This window comes from Rhizobium sp. A37_96 (assembly GCF_053521765.1).
Genome location: NZ_JBNWDS010000012.1, coordinates 138,928 through 158,578, shown reverse-complemented (window position 1 = coordinate 158,578; position 19,651 = coordinate 138,928). Strand labels below are relative to the sequence as shown.

The 19,651-nt window shown below is 57.4% G+C and carries 16 protein-coding genes; 7 read left to right on the top strand and 9 right to left on the bottom strand.

What is annotated here, in order from left to right:
* The first annotated feature begins 8 nt into the window (after positions 1–8).
* Positions 9–1,316, top strand: coding sequence for an IncP-type conjugal transfer protein TrbI (trbI, locus tag ACQZ6J_RS24985; RefSeq protein WP_449086084.1), 1,308 nt, complete (start codon positions 9–11; stop codon positions 1,314–1,316).
* A gap of 46 nt (positions 1,317–1,362) precedes the next feature.
* Here the strand turns inward: trbI and ACQZ6J_RS24980 are convergent, their stop codons facing one another.
* Positions 1,363–2,358: a Gfo/Idh/MocA family protein gene (locus ACQZ6J_RS24980; protein WP_449086083.1), complete on the bottom strand. Its 996-nt coding sequence runs from the start codon at positions 2,356–2,358 to the stop codon at positions 1,363–1,365.
* Positions 2,359–2,646: 288 nt separating this feature from the next.
* On the opposite strand from ACQZ6J_RS24980, the gene pdxR reads away from it, so the two are divergent.
* The gene (gene pdxR / locus ACQZ6J_RS24975) at positions 2,647–4,164 is read left to right on the top strand and encodes a MocR-like pyridoxine biosynthesis transcription factor PdxR (RefSeq protein ID WP_449086082.1); all 1,518 of its coding nucleotides are present in this window, start codon (positions 2,647–2,649) and stop codon (positions 4,162–4,164) included.
* Between the two features lie 9 nt (positions 4,165–4,173).
* Here pdxR and glpK read toward each other — a convergent pair whose 3' ends face one another.
* The 8 genes from glpK to ACQZ6J_RS24935 form a co-directional block, all read right to left on the bottom strand.
* Entirely contained in the window at positions 4,174–5,700 is a 1,527-nt protein-coding gene (glpK, locus tag ACQZ6J_RS24970; RefSeq protein ID WP_449086142.1) for a glycerol kinase GlpK, read from the bottom strand.
* Positions 5,701–5,901: 201 nt separating this feature from the next.
* Complete coding sequence (locus ACQZ6J_RS24965; RefSeq protein ID WP_449086081.1) at positions 5,902–7,491, bottom strand: ABC transporter substrate-binding protein; 1,590 nt, start codon at positions 7,489–7,491, stop codon at positions 5,902–5,904.
* A 122-nt stretch (positions 7,492–7,613) separates the two neighbouring features.
* Positions 7,614–9,251, bottom strand: a complete 1,638-nt coding sequence (locus ACQZ6J_RS24960) for an ABC transporter ATP-binding protein (protein ID WP_449086080.1) — start codon at positions 9,249–9,251, stop codon at positions 7,614–7,616.
* On the bottom strand, positions 9,244–10,068 hold the full coding sequence (locus tag ACQZ6J_RS24955; RefSeq protein WP_449086079.1) for an ABC transporter permease: 825 nt from the start codon (positions 10,066–10,068) through the stop codon (positions 9,244–9,246). The genes ACQZ6J_RS24960 and ACQZ6J_RS24955 overlap by 8 nt, the downstream gene beginning before the upstream one ends.
* A gap of 8 nt (positions 10,069–10,076) precedes the next feature.
* Complete coding sequence (locus ACQZ6J_RS24950; RefSeq protein ID WP_449086078.1) at positions 10,077–11,036, bottom strand: ABC transporter permease; 960 nt, start codon at positions 11,034–11,036, stop codon at positions 10,077–10,079.
* A 97-nt stretch (positions 11,037–11,133) separates the two neighbouring features.
* Positions 11,134–12,651 (bottom strand): glycerol-3-phosphate dehydrogenase, encoded by a 1,518-nt coding sequence (gene glpD, locus ACQZ6J_RS24945; RefSeq protein WP_449086077.1) that lies wholly within the window; start codon positions 12,649–12,651, stop codon positions 11,134–11,136.
* 163 nt (positions 12,652–12,814) lie between these two features.
* On the bottom strand, positions 12,815–13,726 hold the full coding sequence (locus ACQZ6J_RS24940) for a nucleoside hydrolase (RefSeq protein WP_449086076.1): 912 nt from the start codon (positions 13,724–13,726) through the stop codon (positions 12,815–12,817).
* Positions 13,726–14,823: an ABC transporter ATP-binding protein gene (locus ACQZ6J_RS24935; RefSeq protein WP_449086075.1), complete on the bottom strand. Its 1,098-nt coding sequence runs from the start codon at positions 14,821–14,823 to the stop codon at positions 13,726–13,728. Before ACQZ6J_RS24935 ends, ACQZ6J_RS24940 begins: the two co-directional genes overlap by 1 nt.
* Positions 14,824–14,968: 145 nt before the next feature.
* On the opposite strand from ACQZ6J_RS24935, the gene ACQZ6J_RS24930 reads away from it, so the two are divergent.
* From ACQZ6J_RS24930 to ACQZ6J_RS24910, 5 genes are all read left to right on the top strand, one after another.
* Positions 14,969–15,985, top strand: a complete 1,017-nt coding sequence (locus ACQZ6J_RS24930; protein ID WP_449086074.1) for a LacI family DNA-binding transcriptional regulator — start codon at positions 14,969–14,971, stop codon at positions 15,983–15,985.
* A gap of 73 nt (positions 15,986–16,058) precedes the next feature.
* Positions 16,059–17,330, top strand: coding sequence for a sugar ABC transporter substrate-binding protein (locus tag ACQZ6J_RS24925; RefSeq protein ID WP_449086073.1), 1,272 nt, complete (start codon positions 16,059–16,061; stop codon positions 17,328–17,330).
* A gap of 73 nt (positions 17,331–17,403) precedes the next feature.
* A complete protein-coding gene (locus ACQZ6J_RS24920; RefSeq protein ID WP_449086072.1) occupies positions 17,404–18,261 on the top strand; it encodes a carbohydrate ABC transporter permease in 858 nt (285 codons plus the stop codon).
* Positions 18,258–19,085 (top strand): carbohydrate ABC transporter permease, encoded by an 828-nt coding sequence (locus tag ACQZ6J_RS24915; protein ID WP_449086071.1) that lies wholly within the window; start codon positions 18,258–18,260, stop codon positions 19,083–19,085. Before ACQZ6J_RS24920 ends, ACQZ6J_RS24915 begins: the two co-directional genes overlap by 4 nt.
* A 108-nt stretch (positions 19,086–19,193) precedes the next feature.
* Positions 19,194–19,649: an RbsD/FucU family protein gene (locus ACQZ6J_RS24910; protein ID WP_449086070.1), complete on the top strand. Its 456-nt coding sequence runs from the start codon at positions 19,194–19,196 to the stop codon at positions 19,647–19,649.
* Positions 19,650–19,651: the final 2 nt, after the last annotated feature.

The following is a 19,651-nucleotide window of genomic DNA, read 5'->3' as shown; positions in this document are numbered from 1 at the left end:
AGACAAACATGGTGCAATCATTGCAACTCGGTGGAACGTCGAACAACAGCAAGGCGCCCGGAATGCGGCGCGTCAACCGCCTGCCGGTCATCATCGTGATCGTGCTCGCTGTCCTCTTCCTCGCCGTCATCGTCTTCGGACTGGCGGGCAGGGGACTGTACTTCGGGAACAATGCGGGCATCGACCAGTCGACGGGAACGCCGGCTTCCACCTATGCCGATCAGTTGAAACAGGGGGTAACCGACGGCATCATCGGAGAGCCGCAGCAGACGCAGAATTTCCAGCCGACGCCCGTCGAGACCAGGCAGGAGACGGCGAAGAACCCCTTCAGCGCCGAGCCGACGACGACGGAAAAGGAGAAGAAGAGCGAGCTCGAACCGGACGCGGCCTGGCGCGCACGTCTCCAGCGTGAGCAGGACGAACAGTATTTGCGGGAGCGCCAGCGCCAACGCATGGCGAGATTGCAGGCAAATGCCGCCGCCTATGACGCGCCGCTTGCTCTCGATCGCAGCAAGCTCGAGGCCAAATCCGACGTGGCGGCCGATCGGTCCAACGCGGCGACCGCCCAGGACAATGCGTCACCGACCAGCGTATCGGATCTCTATTCCGCCGCTTTGAGAAACGGCCTTGGCGGGCAGAACGTTGATCCGAACGGCCAGACCTCCAAGGAGAGTTTCTTCAACGCCGACATCAAGGAACTGGGCTATCTGCCGAACCAGGTGGTGCCGCAGCGATCGCCATATGAACTCAAGCGCGGGTCGGTCATACCGGCAACCCTGATCAGCGGGATCAACAGCGACCTTCCCGGCCGCATCACCGCCCAAGTCAGCCAGAACGTCTACGACAGCGCGACCGGCCATTATCTTCTCATTCCGCAGGGGACGAAGCTCTTCGGGCGGTACGACAGCAAGGTTTCATTCGGTCAGAGCCGGGTGCTCGTCGTCTGGACGGATATCATCTTTCCGAACGGCTCAACACTGCAGATCGGCGGCATGTCCGGCACGGACGCACAGGGCTACAGCGGCTTCAAGGACAGAGTGAACAATCACTACCTGAAGACGTTCGGCTCCGCCGTGCTCATCGCAATGATCGGAACTGGCATAGATATGTCACTGCCTCAAAGCTCGACCCTTGCTACGCAGGATACCGCGTCAGACGCAGCCCGGCGCAATTTTGCTGAGACATTTGGGCGTGTGACCGAACGCACCATCGATCGAAACCTTGATGTGCAGCCGACACTGGAGATCCGCCCCGGATACAAATTCAATGTTCTTGTTGATCAGGATATTGTCTTCCCCTCGGGCAGTCAGCGGTAGCTAGAGAGAGGGGTAGAGACAAGCCTCACCGCCCGCTGTCCACGGACTATGGGACGATGACGGTGTGAGGCTCCGCGGCCACCGCTCGATCTACCGCTTTCCGAAGTTGAAGTGATCGGAGCGCCTCTTCGCCCGAAGCGGGCAACTGAACCCCTGACGCTAGTGAGCCCACGAAGGCCTTCAGGGCAGCGAGTGCGCCGAGTCTTGCTTCATCCTCGCAGTCTGGAAGTGGAGTCCAAGCATTGAAGCCGTCGGCATACGCTCTGTATCCGACTGCCATTCCCTTGCTTCCAATCAATCGAAACTCGTCGTCTTTTGAACCGGGCATTGCTCTACGATTGTCAGTGCCGATCATTGTCTGACCGATACAGCCGCCAGCGAACTGAAATAGCGCACAAACCGTACCTCCACTCAATGTCGGAGATGGTCCAAGCTTGTCAGATATCGCGCTAACGCCCACGATCTCCTCGTCCATAAGGAACCTGAGCAAATCAATCTCCTGAATGGACGCGACTTTCGAAGCTCCTTCTGAAACGCCCTCAATCCAAAGGTCTCCAGGAACACGTTCATCTGCCAGCAGCGCGCCTCCCAACCTGATATGAATGATTTCACCGAAGAAGCCATTTTCTATCATTTTTCGAATTTTCATGAATCGGGGACGAAAGCGCGCTTCTTGCGTGACCATCACTTTCACGCCGACTTGGGCGGCCAAGTGCACGACCGCTTCGGCAGCAGCAAGGTCTTCGGCGAAAGGCTTTGCTAGAATGAGGTTTACAGCTGCATTCAGGACTATGGTAGCGCGCTCCAAATCTTGTTCGTCCGACATGCCAACGCATACAACATCCACTTTCTCATGGAGCAGCATTTCTTCGAGATCACGGTAAAGTGCGCTTAGCTTGGCAAACCGCCCTTTGAGAGTGTCGAATTGGCGAGCATCAAGATCGCACACGACGATGCGGTCTACCTCCGGCGAGCTGTCGAGCGCCTCCAAGTGACAGATGGCGTCGTAATGTCCGACAATTCCTGCAATCAGTTTCGTCACGTCCAACCCTCTCTATTTGCTAAGAGAGCTACGTACAAAGTCAGGTGAGGCTGTTTTTGTGGGTAATCGTGGGCAGTCAGGGAGATCAGAACGATATCGGGCATCATTCCTCCCTTTCCTACGCAGGCGAACTCCATCGGCCAGCGCAGCCCCAACAATGCATATGTGAAACCCGATGTGCCCATAGGCCGCCAACAGCAGGCTCTCTTCGCGGTAGATTTTAGTCGGAAAGTGTGCTGGCATACATGTCCAGAAATCACATAAACCACCAGTCCACTTGTCACACACATGGAGGCGATCATTAGCCGAACGATAGAGGGTTTTGATCCCAACGGATTGCCGCTGGACGCTGCCAGCGATCATCCTTTGCACCTTCAGCTTTATGACGGGCTGAGGATGATGATCGTCTCTGGCTCAGTCAGAGGCGGGACAAGGATCCCGTCGTCTCGCGTATTGTCGCAAAGCCTGGGCGTCTCGAGGTTTACGGTGATCACCGCCCTAGATCGGCTCGCCGCCGAAGGCTACATTCGAGCAGTCCGCGGAAGCGGAATATATGTCGAGAATGTTCCTGGCCGCGTCGCAAACAAATCCAGCACAAACACAGATCAAGGCCCGACAGTTTCCAGATGGTTCCAGAAACTGATGTCGCAGCGTGGAAGCACACTAACATGGCGTCAGTCTCGAAAGCCTAGCAACGGCTCGCAGCTATTGGACATGGCCACACCCGACCACCGACTGTTCCCGACGCGGATATGGACCAGCATTACCAAGGAGGTCTTTACGGATTGGGACTATCGAACGCTCAACTATCGAGAGCTTCCCGTTCGCTCCTTGTTAGAGGAGCAAATTGCTCAGCATCTAGCAGTCAGTCGCGGTATCCGATGCGACCCCGAAGAAGTAGTTACCACCCTCGGAGCTCATCATGCTGTGGCTCTGTTGGCTGAGCTTCTTCTCGACCCGGGCGACACTGTCGCCTTTGAGGAGCCTGGTATGCCGGCAATACGCTCGATCTTCGAATCTCACAGTTCCAAGATCGAACCGATGTTCGTCGATGGATCCGGCCCAAATCCATCCTCCGTCAGCCGTCACAATGTCAAACTTGCCTTCGTTACCGCTGCGAAACAGCAACCAATGAATGTTTCGATGCCTTTGAAGCGCAAGCTTGAAATGCTGAATTGGGCTTCCGAAAGTGGAGCGTTGATCATTGAGGATGACTATGCAAGCGACTTTAGATATCGAGGCAGTCCCGTCCCCCCGCTCAAGGCATTAGATCAGACGGGACAGGTCGTGCACGTCGGGGCGTTTACCTCGACTTTATTGCTCTCACTACGTGCCGGCTACATGATCTTGCCAAAAGCTCTTGCGAACAAGTGCCGCGAACTGATCCAGATCCGCTATAGGGCCCTGCCTCAACTTACGGAGCAAACCATTGCGCGGCTGATCGAAGATGGACACTACGGGCGACACCTGCACCGAGTGCGAAAAATCTATGCGAAGCGACAGGAGCGATTCCTTAGCATCCTCAAGTCCGACTTGAGCGATGTGTTCGAGCTGCCTGAATTTGCACCCGGCTTTTACAATCTTTGCTACTACAAGGATCAATCTATAGATGAGGATGAGGTATTGTTTCAATGCGAACAGAGCGGGCTAGGTGTCCAACAGCTCTCGTATTACTTCGCGAACGGAAGATCACCTCGCAAAGCTCTTATGGTGGGGTTCGCGGCATCGAATGAGAGCGAAATTGAACTAGGGTTGCGGCTGCTGAAGCAGTCTGTGTTGCAGAGTTCGGCACAACGGCCCAAATGATCTTTGTAGTCAAACCATGTGACCGCCCATTGGGCGTGAAAGTGTTCTCGACACAGCGTCCCGCCAGCCGCGAATCTTGGCCTCCCGGCTCTGCTCACTCAGAGAAGGGGTGAAAATGCCATCGCGAGCCCATGACTTTTCGAACTCAGCAGCCCCCGGCCACACTCCCGAACGAAATCCCGCTAACCAGGCCGCCCCTAGTGCCGTGGTTTCGATGAGCGCTGGTCGCTCGACGGGCATCCCGACAATGTCTGCAACACGCTGCATCGTCCAATCGGACGCTGCCATTCCTCCGTCCACCCTGATGCGGCTAATTGCAGCGTGACGTGTCCAGTCATTCGTCATGGCTGCCACGAGGTCTTGTGTCTGGAGCGCTACCGACTCCAAAACTGCTCGAGCTAATTCCGCCCTCCCGGTGTTCCGGGTGAGGCCAAATATCGCTCCGCGTGCGTCCGGATCCCAGTACGGCGCACCTAGACCGACAAATGCTGGGACGACGAAGATCGCCTGGCTTGGGTCAGCGCTTGCGGCAAGCGGCCCTATTTCCGATGCAGTCGTGATGATACCGAGCTCATCCCGTAGCCACTGGACTGCAGCTCCCGCAACAAAAATGGAGCCTTCAAGCGCATACGTGACCTTTCCTTTGAGCTTGTATGCAACTGTCGTGAGCATCCTATTGGTCGATGAAACCCGCTCCTGTCCTGTGTTGAGCAACGCGAAGCAACCTGTCCCGTAGGTCGATTTGATCATGCCGGGCTCGAAACAAGCATTGCCGATGACGGCGGACTGCTGATCGCCGGCAACACCGTTAATTGGGATTGTAGCGCCAACGACGGCGGGATCAGTATGGCCAAAGTCGTCCGAATTTTCGAGAACTTCCGGCAGCATCGAAGTCGGAATGCCAAACAAAGTCTGTAATGACTCGTCCCATTCGCATTTTTCGATATCGAAAAGCAGCGTCCGGGATGCGTTGGTGACGTCTGTCACATGGCGACGGCCACCAGTAAGCTTGTAGATTAGCCAGCTATCCACCGTGCCAAAGCAGACTTCACCCGCGGTTGCGCGAGCTCTCAACCCATCGACGTTTGCCAGCAACCACGCGAGCTTAGTGGCCGAAAAATATGGATCGAGAAGAAGGCCTGTTTTGGGAGTGATTATCGCCTCTTCAATACCGTCGGCCTTCAGGCGAGCGCACGCGTCGGCCGTCCGGCGGTCTTGCCACACGATCGCATTGTAAAGTGGCAACCCGGTCTTGCGGTCCCATACAACGACCGTCTCCCGTTGATTGGTAATCCCGATGGACGCAATCTGACCCGGGGAGATGCCTCCCGCCGACGACGCCTCTCTGATCGTAGCACTAACGCTCTCCCAGATGTCGATCGGGTCGTGCTCGACCCAGCCAGGTTGCGGGTAGATCTGGTTTATCTCGCGCTGGGCCGACGAAACAACCTGCATTCCGGCATCGAAGACGATTGCCCGCGAGGAGGTCGTACCTTGATCGATCGCCATTACAAATCCAGTCCTGCTCACACACATCTCCGAAAGCTTGTTTCCAATGAATGAAAAGCTCCCCGCAATTAGCGGGGAACGATAATTTTGATCCAACTGAGGTGAAGACGAGACCCTGGCGTTCGAATCTGGCGTCCGTCCTAGATGGCGCGATTGGTCACAGCATTCTGCATGCTGATCGCATGGCCTACGGCTGCGCGAGACATGACGCCGTCGACCGCACTCTGTTCAAGCAGCTAGCCAGCATTCTGACAAAGCGTAACCATCCATCAGCTCGCCGTTCGGATTCTTGACATAGCCTCCGACCTTGCTGGCATTGATCACATCAATGTTGTGATTGAAGAAGGGCACGATCAAGCCACCCTGATTTCGTAGTAAGTTAGCCATGTCGGTATAGATCGCCTTGCGTTTCGTCTGGTCCAGTTCCGCGCGGGCTGTCAGCAGCATTTTGTCGAATTCCGGGTTCTTGAACCGAGTGTCATTCCAATCTGCTGACGAAAAGTAGCCGGTCGAATACATTTGGTCCTGAGTAGCTCTGCCTCCCCAATATGATTGGGAGAACGGCTGCTTATTCCACACGTCCGACCAATAGCCATCGCCTGGCTCACGCTTGATTTCAATTGTGATGCCGGCTTTTGCACAACTCTGCTGATAGAGCTGCGCCGCATCGACAGCGCCCGGAAACGCAACATCGGAGGTACGCAGGAGGATAGATCCGGAATGACCCGACTTCTTGTAGTGGTCAGCGGCCTTTTCAGGGTCGAACTTGCGCTGCTCGATCCCTTCCGGAAAAAGAGGATAAGCCGCATTGATGGGGTAGTCGTTACCGAGTGCTCCGTATCCGAAGAGAATTTTGTCGAGCATTTGCTCCCGATCAAGCGCGAGCTTGAGCGCCATCCTAAGATCGAAGTTGTCAAAGGGGCTGGTGTCGCAGAACATGTTGAATGTATAAAATCCACGACCGAGAATGTTCTCGACACTTAAGCCCGGCAGCCTCTTCAGGAGACCCACGACCTTGGGCTCGACGCGGTTGATCAACTGAACCTGTCCGCCCTGCAAGGCGGCGACGCGTGCGGTGGCATCGTTGATGACGATGATCTCCACCTGATCGGCATGCGCAGCCTTGTCACCGCGCCAGAAGTTAGCGAACCTCTCGCCGCCATGGCGGACGCCCGGCTCATTGACAGACAGCTTGTAGGGGCCGGCAGAGATCCCGGCATCCGGTTTATCTCTTCCGCCGTTTGGTTGTATGATCAGATGATAGTCAGTCATAAGGTACGGAAAGTCAGCATCTGGTTGGTCAAGGGTGACAACAACCTCCTTGCCCATGGCGAATACGTCTACTATGTTCTTTAAAATGCCGAGGGCACCTGACTTCGACTTTGCGTCGGCGTGTCGCATAATTGTCGCGGCTACGTCATCGGCTGTAACAGTCTTTCCGTTGTGAAACTCGACGCCATCGCGCACCTTTATGGTCCACGTTTTTGCGTCTTGGCCGAAACCAATCTCTTCGGCAATCAGATATTCAAGGTCGCCTCCGGGTGTAAGGCGCGCCAGGTATTCTCCCCACAACTTCCCGAGGCTGTAGCTCACCGGATTCTGGCTGAGCGCTGGATCTAGGCTATCGGTTGAATTGCCGCCCTGCATACCAGCTTTGAGAATGCCCCCTTTTACCGGCGCCTGCGCAAACGCCTGCGTAGCAAGCGAGTTTGCCACTATTGCCGACGCACCAAGTGCTGCTGCGCGCCCGAGAAACGCTCTACGTGAAATCTGCCCCATGGTAGCGAGGACGGTAAGGTAGTCGAGTTCAGTCTTCATGTTCGTCGATCTCCGTTGACACAAATCCCCACGCGGACGTTTGACCTCCGCGCGCCTTCCAGTCTTCCCGTTAGGGCACTCATCTTTACCCCAGCGCATTGGTTATCCGGCGCAATCGCTTGCTATCCTCCGGAAATCGTTCGGTTTCTGTGCCTCGAATGTCTTTCGAGCCAGCCAATCTCTATCTCTGGCACGGATGACAAGAGCAGGTCGGTATAGTCGTCGAAGGGTGGGTTCAGAACCTTGCTCTTCGCACCGTAGCGAACCACTTGGCCGCGGTGCATAACCGCAATGGAATCGGCGATCGAACGAACAGTCGAGAGATCGTGCGTGATGAAGAGGTATGCCACGTGCTCTGTCTTCTGAAGATTGAGCAAAAGCTTGAGTATCCCATTGGCCACCAGGGGGTCTAACGCACTGGTCACCTCATCGCAGATGATCAGCTTCGGTTTGGCCGCCAGCGCACGCGCGATGCAGACGCGCTGCTTCTGGCCGCCGGACAGTTCGGCCGGGTAGCGATCGATGAAGCCCTTGCCCATCTCGATCTCTTCCAGCAGTTCCAGCACCCGCTTCTGCCGCGCTTCGCCGCGCAGGCCGAAATAGAAGGTCAGCGGCCGGCCGATGATCGTGCCGACGGTGTGGCGCGGATTCATCGCCACGTCGGCCATCTGGTAGATCATCTGTAATTCGCGCAGATCGTCCTTGGTACGGTCGGCCAGCTTGCGCGGCAGCTTGCGCCCGGAGAAGGTGATCTCGCCATCGGAGGGTGGCAGCAGGCCGGTGATGGCGCGGGCGAGCGTCGACTTTCCGGACCCGGATTCGCCGACGACGGCCAACGTCTGGCCGGGATGGATTTCGACGGAGACGTTGTCGAGCACCTTGACGATGCCGCGGCCATAGGCGGCAGTGGCGTTCTTGACCGCCAGGATCGGCTTGCTGGTCGGGTGCTTTTCCTCGTGCTCGACATGATGCACCGAGACCAGCGCCTGGGTATAGGGCTGCTTCGGCTGCTTGATGATGTCATGGGTCGTACCCTTCTCGACCAGCTTGCCGTGCCGAAGCACCATGATGTCGTCAGCCACCTGCGCCACCACTGCAAGGTCATGGGTGATATAGAGGGCGGCGACATGGGTGTCGCGGATCGCTTCCTTGATCGCCGCGAGCACGTCGATCTGGGTGGTGACGTCGAGCGCCGTCGTGGGCTCGTCGAAAACGATCAGGTCCGGTTCCGGGCAGAGCGCCATCGCCGTCATCACGCGCTGCAACTGGCCGCCGGAGACCTGGTGCGGATAGCGGTTGCCGATCGTCTCCGGGTTCGGCAGGCTGAGCTTGCGGAACAGGGCGACGGCCCGCCGCTCGGCCTCGGCGCGATTGGCGACGCCGTGCTTAAGCGAGGATTCGACCACCTGGTCCATCAGCCGCTGGGCGGGATTGAAGGCGGCAGCCGCGGATTGCGCGACATAGCAGACTTCCTTGCCGCGCAGCTTGCGGAGGCCGTTGCGGCCGGCCTTGAGAATGTCGCGGCCGTTGAGGATAACCTCGCCGCCAGTGATGCGGACGCCGCCGCGGCCAAAGGCCATCGAGGAAAGGCCGATGGTCGACTTGCCGGCGCCGGATTCGCCGATCAGGCCGAGCACCCTGCCCTTTTCCAGCTTCAGCGAGACATCGTCGACCAGCGTCACCTTCTTCGGCGCCTCGCCGGGCGGATAGGCCGTCGCCTCGATGCGGAGGTTGCGGATATCGAGCAGAGTATCAGCCATTGCCGCGCCCTCCCTTGAGGCTCGTGGTGCGGTTCAGCACCCAGTCGGCCACCAGATTGACGGAGATGGCGAGGACGGCGATGGCCGCGGCCGGGATCAGTGCCGCCGGAATGCCGAAGACGATGCCGTCCTTGTTTTCCTTGACCATGCCGCCCCAATCCGCATCCGGCGGCTGCACGCCGAGGCCGAGGAAGGAGAGCGCCGACAGGAACAGCACGGCGTAGATGAACCGCAGGCCGAGTTCGGAGACCAGCGGCGACAGTGCATTGGGCAGGATTTCGGCGAAGATCACCCACAGCTTGCCCTCGCCGCGCAGCTTGGCCGCCTCGACGAAATCCATGACGTTGAGATCGACGGCCACCGCCCGGGACAGGCGGTAAACGCGGGTCGAGTCGAGGATGCCCATCAAGATGATCAGAGTGAAGATGTTCGACGGCAGGACCGAGAGAACGACTAGGCCGAAGATCAGTGTCGGGATTGCCATTAGAATGTCGACGACGCGCGACACCAGCATGTCGAACCACCCGCCAGTCACCGCGGCAGCGAAACCGAGGATGGCGCCGAGCGAGAAGGCGAGTGCCGTCGCCAGCACCGCGATCATGATCGTAGTCTGGGCACCGTAGATCATGCGCGAGAGGAGATCGCGGCCGAGATTGTCGGTCCCAAACGGGAATTTCGCCGAGACAGGCAGCCAAACATCGCCGACGATTTCGCCAAGACCATATGGCGCGATGAGCTGCGCCAAGATCGCTACCAGCAGGAATGCCGCTGTGAAGACAAGCCCGATGAGGGCGCCGGGCGGGATGCGTCTGAACATGACCGCCCTCACTTCGGATGCCGGAGCCGCGGATTGGCGAGGATGGACGCCACGTCCGCGATCATGTTGAGGATGACATAGACGGCGGCGAAAATCAGGCCGACGGCCTGCACCACCGGCACGTCGCGCTTGGCGACATGGTCGACCAGATATTGCCCCATTCCGGGATAGACGAAGATCACCTCGACCACCACGACACCGACGACGAGATAGGCAAGGTTGAGCATCACCACGTTGATAATCGGGGCGATGGCGTTGGGGAGAGCATGCCTTCTGATCACCTCGAAGGCAGTGAGGCCCTTGAGCTCTGCAGTCTCGATATAGGCAGACTGCATGACGTTGAGAATCGTCGCCCGCGTCATGCGCATCATGTGGGCGAGCACGACGAGTGTCAGTGCGGTGGCCGGCAGCGCAATCGCCTGCATCTTCTCGAGGAATGACATACCGGGATAGACGGTCGAGATGCCCGGGAAGATCTGGTATTTGACCGCGAAGAAGAACACCAGCACATAGCCGATGAAGAATTCCGGCACCGAGGTCGAGGCGAGCGCCACGCTCGAAATCAGCTTGTCGACCCAACCGTTGCGATAACGCACCGCTGTCAGCCCAAGGATGATTGCCAGAGGCACCGCGACTGCCGCCGACCAAAAGGCAAGGAACAGCGTGTTCCACAGCCGCTCCTTAATTGAGGTGGCGATATCCTGGCCGCTGGTGAGAGCTATGCCAAGGTGGCCATGAAGAACACTCCAGAGCCACCTGAAATACCGGACATAGGCCGGATCGTTGAGATGCATGGACGCCCGAAGGTTGGCGAGCGCTTGAGGCGTCGCCGACTGGCCGAGTATGGATTGCGCCACATCGCCGGGAAGCACCTGGGTTCCTGCGAAAATCAGAACTGAGACGGCAAGCAGGAGTATTGCTCCTAAAGCAACGCGCTTTGCGATCAGCAAGAGGAATAGCGGCGGCAATATGTACTCCTTCAAGGGTTAGATTGATTTCCTCCCGAATGCCTGCCTATGCTCGAAATCGGACCCCTCCTCACGAAGACTCTGATTACTCACTTGCCTATTTGGCCGCACACGCCGGCATGCTTTGGAAGAGCGCCGTCAACTGTCTGCCCTGTTCCACGCTCAGGTGAAGTCCCACTTTGGTCCGCCGCCAGAGCACGTCTTCAGCGGTGAAGGCCCATTCATGCTCTATGAGATAGCGAACCTCGGCCTCGTAGAGGTCCGACCCGAAATGCCGCCCCAGATCGACGTTCGAGAATGCTTTCCCGAGCAACAAGCCGGAGCGGGTGCCGTAGAGGCGCACAAGCCGGCGAGCGTGTGGATCCGTGAGGAAGGGATAGCGCGCCTTGAGCTTGCCGACTTCGGCCTCGTAGCCAGTCGCCGGAAAATCGCCGCCCGGCAGGTGGCTTTTTGCCGTCCAGGGCGCGCCCTTGACGCCGATCGCCTCGCCGATCTTCTCCAGCGCATGTTCGCCGAGTCGGCGATAGGTAGTCAGCTTGCCGCCGAAGACGTTGAGGAGCGGCGCTTCCCCGGCTGTTCCCTCGACCTTCAGCACATAGTCGCGCGTCGCTTCCTGCGCCTTGGAGGCGCCGTCGTCGTAAAGGGGGCGCACGGCAGAATAGGTCCAGACGATATCTTCGGACCTGACTGGCTCCCTGAAATATTCGCTCACGGCCTTGCAGAGGTAATCAGTCTCGTCCTGAGATATCGCCACGTCCTTGGGATCGCCGCCATAGTCGCGGTCGGTGGTGCCGATCAGCGTAAAATCCCGCTCGTAAGGGATTGCGAAAATGATGCGGTTGTCGGGGTTCTGAAAGAAATAGGCGCGGAGATCGTCGAACTTCTTCCTCACGACGATATGGCTGCCCTGCACGAGGCGGACATGGCGGGCCTCGTTCTGTCCGAAGGCGGAACGGATGACATCATCGACCCACGGGCCGGCGGCATTGACCAGTAAGCGGGCCTGGAAGGCGCGTCTCTCGCCGGTCGCCGTGTTTTCCGTCTCGATGATCCAGAGCGCGCCATCGCGGCGGGCGGAAACGACCTTGGTGCGCGGCAGGACGTTGGCGCCGCGGTCGGCGGCGTCGCGGGCGTTGAGAACGACCATGCGGGCGTCGTCAACCCAGCCGTCGGAATATTCGAAGGCCTTGGTAAACAGCGCTTTCAGCGGTTTTGCAGCCAGATCGCGACGCATGTCGAGCACTGTTGTCGGCGGCAGCAGTTTGCGACCGCCCAGGTGGTCGTAGAGGAACAGGCCGAGCCGGATCATCCATGCAGGGCGGATGCCACCCTTGTGATAGGGCAGCACGAAGCGCATCGGCCAGATGATATGCGGCGCCATCGCCCAGAGCACCTCGCGCTCCATCAGGGATTCGCGCACGAGGCGGAATTCATAGTGTTCGAGATAGCGCAAGCCGCCATGGATGAGCTTGGTGGCCCCCGAAGATGTGCCCGAGGCGAAGTCGTTCATCTCCGCCAGCGCGACCGAATATCCGCGCCCGACCGCATCGCGCGCTATCCCGCAGCCATTGATGCCGCCGCCGATCACAAAAACATCGAATGTCTGGCTGCTCATCGAGGCTCTTTCGAATGGGGAATACAAAGAGATCGGTGAGAGGCCCACAACTCGTTGTGGGCCTCCATTTTGTCCTCAAATCTGGGAGGCGATCCGAGGACGCTGGTTTAGCGGTGACGCGACTTGGGCCAGCTTGCCCACCTCCGGCTCACACCCCGCCGTTCTATCGTGCTCTTAACTTTTCGAAGAAGTCCTTTAGGATCGGGTCGCGATGTATCCGATAGACGTACCGCATAGGGTGCCGCTTTTGGTCGACACTCCAAGTGACCTGATCGGTGAGCACTGGAGTGTGGGTGATAATGCTTTCACACCAATCCGGATTGAGAAGCCAGGCAACCGGCGCCATGTCCCAGATTTCTTTCGACCAGCCCACATGGTCGTCCGAATACTCCTTGTACCGCTGTGCGAGAAACTTGCCGATCTCGCCAAAAGGTTCGACATGTTGTTCGATCTCAGGAACGGAGCTGAGAAGATGCGAAACAACTCCGAGGCATGGCAGCAATACGACTGGAACACCGCTGTCAAAGAGAACCTGCGCACCGCCAACGTCCTGGCGGAGATTAAATTCCGATGTGTCCGGCCATTCGAGAGCATGGCCCCCAAGCCAAACAACCACAATCTTGTCGATGATATCGGGCGCCTTCAGGATAGCGGAGGCGACGTTACTGATTGCCGCGATCGCCACCACATAGAGAGGATCATTGGAAGAGCTCGCCCGTGCGCGCGCAATGAGGTCATCGACCGCAGGAGCATGTTGTGCAACTTTCCCCGGCCCGACGTAATTCCTGACACCTTCGAAGACGAGGCCCTCCGGATTGACGTCCATGCGTTTGAGCAGACGGAGGATTTCGTCGTGACTCAGTTCCATCCCATGTCCGGGATCTTTCGAACGATCGTTGTGAAACGGCGCTGCGTAGATCGCTTGCAGATCAAGTCGGTCGGCCGACAGCAGCATCTGCACGATCGCGAACTGATCATCGATTTCGTTGAACGTGTCGGTATCCAGAACGCATTTCACACGGCCTTTGGGCGCTTCAAGCATTCTCATTCGGTCGGCGTAGCCAAGTTGAATCATCAAGTTTTCTCCCTTAACCGTGGTGCTGGACGCGGCCCGACGGCTTTCCCATCGCTAGCCGTGAACAAGTAAATGTCGTCAGCCTTTGCGCTGAGCCTGATTTTTTCCTCCGGACTGAGCATCACCATCCCGTCCAGAACGACTGTCACTGGCGATCCCAACACGTCGGCAACGATGTGGGTTTGCGAGCCGGTCTGATCGACCTGAAGCACAGTGCCCGGCAGGCCCGTTTCGTCGCCAGAAAGGCGCAAGTGCTCAGGTCGAATGCCAAACTCCACCGCGGTTCCGTTAGCGATGTTGGCCAAAGGCACAGTGGGAAGGCCTTTGGAAACCTGATCAACGACCGCGTGGTCATTTTCGATCTTGCCTGGAATGAAGTTCATCGCTGGTGAGCCGATGAACCCGGCGACGAATTTATTCGTGGGGTTGTTGTAGAGTTCGATGGGCGATCCGATCTGTTCGACCCGGCCACCGTTGAGAACAGCAATGCGATCAGCCAAGGTCATGGCTTCGATCTGGTCGTGCGTCACATAGATCGATGTTGTCCGAACCTTCTGGTGCAGAGCCTTGATTTCGGCGCGCATCATTACGCGGAGCTTGGCGTCGAGATTTGAGAGAGGTTCATCGAACAAGAACACGGCAGGGTCGCGTACGATTGCCCGGCCCATCGCGACACGCTGCCTTTGTCCGCCCGACAACTGGGACGGGCGCCGATCAAGAATCGCATCGATGTGAAGTAGCCTGGCCGCTTCATCGACCCGCCTGCCGATTTCCGACTTAGCTACGCCCGAGAGCCGCAGATTGAGGGACATGTTTTCTCGGACCGACATATGCGGATAGAGCGCATAATTCTGAAACACCATCGCCACATTGCGTTGTTTCGGATCCAGCGAGTTGACGACTTTTCCATCGAAGAGGATTTCACCTGCCGATATAGTCTCGAGGCCCGCTACCATTCTCAGGAGAGTGGATTTGCCGCACCCCGACGGCCCCACCAATGCGAGGAACTCCCCGGGATTAACCTTGAGATCGATGCCGTGAACAATTTCCACCTGGCCGTAAGATTTTTTCAGACCCCGAAGCTCAACAACACCCATGCGCAATTCCTCCCGTTTATTCTCCATCCGCGGCCATCTCCCAAAATTCGGGTGTTGATGGTACGTAGCTACAGCGACTGCACAATGTGAGAACGTGTGCAGTCTTTACAGAAAGCCTTTATCGATGGTCAAGAGAAAGAGTGATATGAGTGACAAAAAAGAGGGGCGTTCCCGTTCAATCGATGTTGCTCGCCTAGCCGGCGTCAGCAGATCGGCAGTGTCGCGAACGTTTACCCCGGACGCCTATGTCTCAGAGGCCACGAGAGAAAAGGTGCTGCGCGCAGCAAAGACGCTCAACTACCATCCGAATGCGATGGCCCGGAGCATCAAGACCCAGCGTAGCGGCATCATCGGCGTCATTTCTGCGGATCTTCAGAATCCGTTCTATGCAGATACGCTCGAAAAAATCGGAGCTGCGCTGCAAAGTCAGGGCCTGGCTTCACTCGTCCTTTTCGGCGATGAGACAAGCACCAGCGGTCAAATCTCGCAGATTTTGTCCTACCAAGTTGACGCTCTCATAGTGACAAACGCCGTTATTTCATCGGCGCTCACCGACAATATAAGCCGCACAAAACTGCCCGTGGTCGCAATCAATCGATACTTTCCGCAAGACTGGATCACGTCGATAACCTGCGACAATATCGCTGGAAGCGCTGCGATTGCAGACCACTTGCTTGACATCGGGTGCTCAAAAATTGCCCTCGTATCTGGCAAGACGGAGGCTTCCAGCAGCCGGGACCGGGAAGTTGGTTTCGTTCGGGCTCTGGTGAAACGCGGCACTGCACCAATTGCCATTGAAAGCGGTGACTACACTCACGACAGCGGTGTTGCAGCAGCGCGGAAGCTTCTTTCAGGACCAATTGTCCCCGACGCAATTTTCTGCGCCAACGATCTAATGGCGATCGGCGTGATCGATATTGCCCGCGCTGAGTTCGGCCTGAAGATCCCAGAGGATCTGCGGGTCGCCGGCTTCGACAACTCCATCATCGGCTCATGGCAGTCTTACAACCTCACCTCTGTCGATCAGAACGTTCCACATATGATCGAGCTCGCCGTGAAGAGTGTCCTGGAGCAACTGCGAGGCGAGGGTAGCCAAGGCGGCGAGCATCTTCAGGTCCAAGGAAAACTCATCGTGCGGCAGTCGACCGACCCAACTGCCTGAACGATTGACAACGCTTTCCTCAAATGCAACAGATGCCGACCTGCACATGTGTGCACATTTGAGGAGGAAGGCAATGAAAAAGCTGTTGTGGCTATCGACTGCGGTATTTGGTGCGGCGACGTTAATCCTTGGGGGGGCGGCGCAGGCTCAGGAGAAAACAACGATCACTTTTCTGAGCGCAGAGTACGATGCGACGTTCAAACCGGTCATCGATGCGTTCGAGAAGCTTCATCCCGACATCAAGGTCGTGCATCAGTCCGTGCCCTTCAACGACCTGAATGCCGCGATCGAATCCCGCGTTGGTCAAGGCGACAGCAGTATCGACGTCATTGAAGCGGATACGCCGCGCATTTCTGCCTTCGCCTCGAAGAACTATCTTCTTGATGTCTCTGATCGTGCCGACGCCATCAAGGCTGCAAACCCGACCCCCACTGACTTCGAGCAGGTCAGCTACAACGGAAAAGTCTACGCCTATCCGATGTGGACTTCGACGCAGCTTCTTTTCTACAATCGCAAACTACTGAAGGCGGCCGGAATCGAGGCTCCGTCGGGCGATCCCGGCAAGCGCCTGACCTGGGATCAACTGCTCGAGCAAGCCGCCGCGACCCAGAAGGCAGGGGCCAAGTGGGGCGTAGAGTTCCAGCAAGTTGATCGCTACTATCAGCTCCAGATGCTCTTCGAGTCTGCTGGCGCTGGACCGGGCCTCAAGGGCGACGGCTTGATGGAATCGAACATCGCGAGCGATGGCTGGATCAAGACCGCCCAGTGGTACAGCGACCTCTTCTCCAAAGGTCTTTCTCCCCGTGGTGTCACACCTGAACAGACTGATGACCAATTCATGAACGGTGAAGTCGCCTTCATGATCGGCGGTCCGTGGGCGTTCGGACGATATGACGCCGTCAAGGATCTCGACTACGGTGTCGCCCCAGTTCCGTATTTCAAAGATGGCAAGCCGGTCACGCCGACGGGCTCGTGGGCGCTCGCACTCAACCCGCACAGCCAGCATCTGGACGCAGCACGCGCATTCGCCGAGTTTGCATCGTTGAACGCGGAAGGAAACTACCTGACAGTGTCTGCCAACCCACTGCCGCCGACCAACGCCGAGGCATTCAAGACCTACGCTAGCAAGCTCGGTTCAGAGACGGACAAGATCGGACCGGCGATCGATATCATCAACTACGAACTGAAGAACTCCGCCGTTGGTCGTCCGCGCACCATCGGCTACGTCACGTTCGAGACTGTTATGAACAAGGCTTTCAGCGACATTCGCAACGGCGCTGATGTCGCCGGTACACTGAAGGCGGCCGACCAGCAGCTCACGAGGCAGCTGTCGCGTCTTCGCTGATCCGTTCACGTCTAAGCCAGAGAGGCGCCGACACATTTGGCGCCTCCAATCGTTTCGAATGGGACCGGTTGCAATGACATCGTCGAAGTCACGTTATTTTATTGTCCTGGCCTTTCTTGGGCCGGCGCTCCTTTCAGTGTTTCTCTTGCGTTTGTGGCCGGCCGCTCTCGCGCTTATCAATTCGTTCAGGGAACCCGGCGGTGCGTACGGCCTGGGAAACTACACCTACATCTTCACCGACCCCGAATTCTTGAACAGCTTGAAGATCACGGCGATCTACTCGATCATCGTCAACCCCCTGCAGATCGCAATCGCCTTGGCATTGGCGCTTCTGATGAACGCTGGAATGCGAACGATCGGGTTTTGGCGGACGATTGTCCTGCTTCCTGTCGCTATTCCGCAGAGTGTGTCAGCTGTTGTATGGGGCGTCGCATTGCGGCCCGATGGCCTCGTCAACTCAATTCTCAACGCAATGGGATTGCAATCGCAACGCTTCCTGACGTCCCCGGATCAATCGCTTGCTTCGATCATGCTAATCGTGAGCTGGATTGGCGTGGGCTATTGGATGACGTTCCTCGTTGCTGGTCTGCAGGAAATTCCAAAGTCGCTCTATGAGGCTGTCAAGATCGATGGCGCAAACGGATGGCAGCAATTCCGGTACATTACCTTGCCACAGCTTCGCAGACCGCTCACGTTCGTTCTGGTTGCTAACACTGTAGCGAACTTTCTGGTATTCGCGCCGGTTCAGATCTTAACCCAGGGCGGCCCCACAGGGTCGACCAACCTCATCATGAACGAGGTCTATTCGCAGGCGTTTGTGCTCAGCGATCCGAGCAGCGCCGCTGCTTCGACGGTTATTCTCGTCGCCGTCGCCTTGCTAGTTGTCACGATACAGTTCCGATTGATGAGCGCCGGGGAGGATCGGGCATGACCGAAGCTTCGTTCACTCGTAAGTTCTTTGTTGTTCTTGTTGCCGTGATCTTCTTCCTGCCACTCTGGTGGCTGGCCGCCAGCTCGTTCCGGCCCTCGGACTCAATTTTTCGCTATCTTTCCCCGATTGGAGTCTACACTTTCTGGCCAGACGAGTGGACGCTGAAAAACGTCGTCGGGATCTGGGACAGCCCATTCCGACTTGCAATCTGGAACTCGATCATTGTCTCCATGATTACGGTCGTCGTGGGCCTTGCGCTTTGCTCCATGGCCGCTTTCGCGCTGGCAGTGCTTGAGTTTCCATTCCGGAACGCGGTTTTTGTTGTCATGGTGATCAGCTTCCTGATCCCGTTCGATGCGATTGCGGTGCCGCTCTACAGCATCATGCGGATGTTCGGGCTGCAGGACAGCTATACAGGATTGATCTTGCCAGGGATCGGAAACGGGCTTGCCGTTTTTCTCTTGCGCCAGTTCTTCCTAGGTATTCCCAAGGAGATCCGAGAGGCCGCAATCGTAGATGGGATGGGTTGGTTTCGGATCTATTACTCGATCTACCTTCCTCTTTCGGTCCCCGCGATGGTGAGTGCTGCGCTCATCCTCTTCATCTTCCAGTGGCAGGCATATCTGTGGCCGTTGTTGATCGCACCAGGCGCCGACTACAAGGTCGCTGCTGTGGCAATCGCCCAGTTCTCAACCGGCTACCGCACGGACTACGGTCTGATATTCGCTGCTGCTCTCTTCATCGCGGTTATTCCAATGGCGATTTTGACGATCTTGCAGCGCTACTACTCTGCCTCCATCGCAGCGACCGGTAGCAAGGAATAGGCCAAAGTTGCGAACCCCTGCCTTCCGAATAGCCTCCCGCTCCAGCCCACATTGGATCGGCAAGGGGGCGACGATTCAACACAACGTAGCTAGAATTGGACGACCGTCATGCTGAAGAATATCGATCCCGCGCTAAACGCCGACGTGCTTCACGCGCTGAGATCTATGGGACATGGCGATCAGATCGTCGTAGTGGATGCGAATTTCCCGACGGACAGCATCGCGCGCCAAACCGTTGCCGGCAAGGTCCTGCATATCGACAACGTGAGCGCTGCTCGCGCAGTGGAAGCCATCCTCTCCGTGATGCCGCTCGACACTCCGCTGCAGAACTCAGCCGGTCGCATGGAAGTAGCGGGGTCCCCCGCAGAGATTCCACCAGTGCAGGAGGAAGTTCAAGCTCAGGTTGACGCTGCCGAAGGACAGCCGAGCCCCATGTATGGCATCGAACGGTTCGCTTTTTATGATCTTGCGAAGAAAGCATATTGTGTCGTGCAAACCGGAGAGGGGCGTTTCTATGGCTGCTTCCTCTTTACCAAGGGTGTCGTCCCCCCGAAAGACGCTTGAGA